The organism is Amycolatopsis kentuckyensis (assembly GCF_041679295.1).
GTDB lineage: Bacteria > Actinomycetota > Actinomycetes > Mycobacteriales > Pseudonocardiaceae > Amycolatopsis > Amycolatopsis kentuckyensis_A.
The window spans coordinates 1-3,764 of the sequence record NZ_JBGDMD010000036.1 but is presented as its reverse complement, the minus strand read 5'-3'; the positions used below and the strand labels follow the sequence as shown (position 1 = coordinate 3,764).

General features: G+C 70.6%; 2 protein-coding genes. One reads left to right on the top strand and one right to left on the bottom strand.

Translation table 11 applies throughout. From position 1 onward, the window contains the following. Positions 1-528: 528 nt before the first annotated feature. The gene (locus ACERZO_RS50240) at positions 529-2,586 is read right to left on the bottom strand and encodes a glycoside hydrolase family 3 C-terminal domain-containing protein (protein ID WP_372673152.1); all 2,058 of its coding nucleotides are present in this window, start codon (positions 2,584-2,586) and stop codon (positions 529-531) included. Positions 2,587-2,749: 163 nt separating this feature from the next. Between ACERZO_RS50240 and ACERZO_RS50235 the strand changes: the two genes are divergently transcribed. After that, positions 2,750-3,184, top strand: coding sequence for a hypothetical protein (locus ACERZO_RS50235; RefSeq protein ID WP_372673151.1), 435 nt, complete (start codon positions 2,750-2,752; stop codon positions 3,182-3,184). The last annotated feature ends 580 nt before the right edge of the window (positions 3,185-3,764 follow it).

The window sequence follows — 3,764 nt, the reverse complement described above, 5'->3', positions numbered from 1 at the left end:
GGCCGGCAGCGCCGGGTCAAGGCATCTTTCCCGCCTTGACGCGGTGTTGCCGGCCGTAGTCACCATGACAGCTTCGGGGTGCCGGAAGGACTTTGCCAGAACAGCTGCCCCCACCCACCTCACGCGACCCGAATGCACGTCCCCAAGCCCCACCCCAAACGCCATGAATGACCCATTCACGTCACCTGACGCCAGGGCTCCAGCAAAGTCAGGCGGGGCGATGCTCCGCCCGGCACCACCGCCCACGGAACGCTGGACCGATGAGGCGCTTCAGCGGAATGCCGAGCGTCGATGATCATCAACGACGCGTTCACCGCATCCGGCGAGGTGAACGACTCGCTCACGACGTCGCCGACCGCCGCACCAGCCGCACAGATCCGACTTTGCCGGGACCCCCGCCCTCCCTGGGGGGCGCGCCCGCTTCCAGCGTATCGGGCCCCTCCGACGAAAAGCCGGGCAAAGCCACCGGCCGGCCGTGCTGATCCACATCACGACCGGGCTGTGGACAACTCCGCGAGACCGTGAACGTCAGCGCACGAGCGAGGCCTGCAGCGGCAAGGACCGCGACGAGTCACCCACCTGAACCGTGAATCCGCCCTTCACCGGCGCCCACGCGTGGCTCGTCGCGTCCCACGCCGAAAAGTCGCGCGCGTCCAGGGAGATCGTCACCCGGCGGGACTGCCCCGGCGCCAGCTCGACCCGCGAGAACCCCTTCAGCTGCCGCGGCGGTTCGCCCGCGGCCGCCGGGAAACCGAGGTACAGCTGAGCCACCTCCGCGCCCGCGCGGTGGCCCGTGTTCCGGACCGTGAACGTCGCCGTCGCGCCGTCGCCGGCCGGGCGCACCGACAACCCGGAGAACGCGAACGTCGTGTACGACAGGCCGTACCCGAACGGGAACAGCGGCGTGCGGCCCTGCGCGTCGAACCAGCGGTAGCCGACCTGCAGCCCCTCCGAATACTCCGCGACCCCGTTCACGCCGGGGAACTGCGCCGCCGTGTTCGCCGGGGTGTCCGCGTCCGCCGCGGGGAACGTGATCGGCAGCTTCGCCGACGGGTTGACGTCGCCGAACAGCACGCTCGCCACCGCCGCGCCGTCCTGCTGGCCCGGGTACCACGCCTGCAGGATCGCCGGCACCGACGACGCCCACGGCATCAGCACCGGGCCGCCGCTCTTCACCACGACCACCGTGTGCGGGTTCGCCGCCGCGACCGCCGCCACCAGCGCGTCCTGGTTGCCGTCCAGGGCCAGGCTCGGCCGGTCCTTGCCCTCGGTTTCGTTGTCGCCGACCATCACGACGCTCACTTCGGCGGTGCGCGCGAGCTCGGCCGCCCGCGCCGGGTCGCTGCCGTCGTCGAGGGTCACCTTCGCCCCGGGCACGCGGGCCCGCAGCCCGGGCAACGGGTCCACTGTGGACGTCGGGATGACGGCGGAGCTGCCGCCGCCACCGGTCTTGGCCTTGCCGGCGAACGGCCCGATCAGCGCGATCGACTTCACCGCGGAGCCGAGCGGCAGCTGGGCGTGCTCGTTGCGCAGCAGCACCATGCCGCGTTCGGCGAACTGCTTCGCGGCGGCGTCGTGCTCAGCGGTCGGCAGCGGGGTGAGCACCGGCGGGTGGTCGAACTGCCCGAACGCGAACATCGTGCGGAACCGCGGCACCAGCAGCTCGTCGACGCGCCGTTCGCTCACCTGGCCGGCGAGCACGGCCTGCTTCATCTTCTCGCCGTACCAGGTGCCGTCGATCATCTCGAGGTTCATGCCCGCGTTCGCCGAGCCGACGGTGCTGTGCGCGGCGCCCCAATCCGACTGGATGAAACCCTTGAAGCCCCAGTCGTCGCGCAGCTTGTCCTGCAGCAGCGCCGGGTTCTCGCACATGAACACGCCGTTGATCTTCGGGAACGCGCACATCACGGAGCCCGCGCGGCCTTCGGTCACCGCCTGCTCGAAGTGCGGCAGGTAGAGCTCGTTGAGGGTGCGCTCGTCGATGTGTTCGTCGATGGTGAAGCGCTGGGTCTCCTGGTTGTTGGCCGCGTAGTGCTTGACCTCGGCGATGGTGCCGTTCTCCTGGATGCCTCGGATGTCGGCGGCGCCCATGGCCCCGACGAGCACGGGGTCCTCGCCCATGCCCTCGAACGTCCGGCCGTTGCGCGGGACGCGGGCGATGTTGATGTCGGGCCCTTCGGACACGTTGTGCGCGAGCGCGCGGGTTTCGTCGCCGATCAGGCGGCCGTAGCGGCGCGCGAGGCCGGTGTCGAACGTCGACGCGAGCGCCATCGTGGCCGGCAGCGCGGTAGCCGGTTTCTGCGGTTTGTCGTCGGCTGGGCCCATTCCGGCGGGGCCGTTGGCGATCCGGAAGCCGGGGACGCCGAGGCGCGGGATGGGCGGGACGAACCGCTGGTGCTCGGCGTCGGGCTGCAGGTGCAGCTGCGAGATCTTTTCGTCGAGGGTCATCGCGGCGACGAGCTCCGCGGCCCGGCGGTCGGGCGACTGGCGGGCGTCGCGCCACGGTTGCGCGTCCGCGAGCGCCGTGGCCGGTGCTGCGATGGACAACCCCAGAACCGCGGCAAGAACGAACCGGCCGGTGCGCATCGCGGTCTCCCTCGTCGTCGAACGGGATCAACGGCGGACAAGTTAACGCATACGTGACCGGGAAACATAGACTCGATAGTTGTTCACGTACTTGAACATTGCGGTGGCTCAACCATTTCCCCGGCTCAAGCGTGGAGGGACCACGGAGGAGAGGGGACTGAGCATGCTGAAGAAAACCCTGATCGGCCTAATGACGGCGGGGGCATTCGCCCTGGCGGCACCGGCGCACGCGGACGAGGCGGTGGTGTGGTCGCTGACCCAGCAGGTCGAGCCGGGCGGGCAGGTCCAGGCGGTCGTGTTCTCGGAGTGGGAAGTGGGCTGCACGCCGAGCGGCCCGGTGACATCGAGGGGCTTCACGGCACCGCTGCAGTGGACGGAGGGCGGCCAGTGGGGGCGGCACGCCGGTTACGCGACGGCAGTTCAGGCGCCGGGCAAGTATTTGGCCGTGTTCCCGTGCACCGATGGCCGGACGGCCACCGGTTCCTTCACGGTCACGCAGCCACCGGGCGGCACGCTTTCGGCTTCGACCTTGGTCGAGACGGCGAAACCGCAGGTCACGGTGGGTGCGCCGCAGACGAGCGGCGGCTCGGTGAACTGACCATCCACAAAGGACACCCCGGGCCGGGCGCGTGCCCCCAGGCAGCCGGCCCGGGGGCCCGCCCACCCCAGAGGGCGGGCCCGGCCCGGCGGAGCGGATCGCCCCGCCGGGCCGGTTTCGGCGTGGCGGGAGCGAATCCCTCCGCTGCGGGTTTCAGCGCGGCGGAGCCGAGTTGTCCACACCGTGCGGCAGTTGTGGATGAATGGCTCCCCCAGCCGCCAAGATCGCAAGGATCGTCGGTGGGCGCCGATAGACTGGCCAAGGGCACGCCCCCCAGGGAAGGGCGGGGGTCCGGCAAAGTCGGATCGGTGCGGCCGGTCCGGCGGCCGGTGACCTCATGAACGAGTCGTTTACCTCGCCGGATGCGATGAACGAGTCGTTGATGACCGTCAAAGCTCGGCATTCTGTCGAAGTGCCTCTTCGGTCCGGCGTTCCGCGGGCGGTGGTGCCGGGCGGAGCATCGCCCCGCCCGGCTGCCGGAGCCCTGGCGTCGGGTGACATGAATGGGTCATTCATGGCGTTCGGGGCGGGCCGAGCGGCGTCGAGTGGGGCGGGGCGAGCGCGGTCGAGTGGGGCTGGA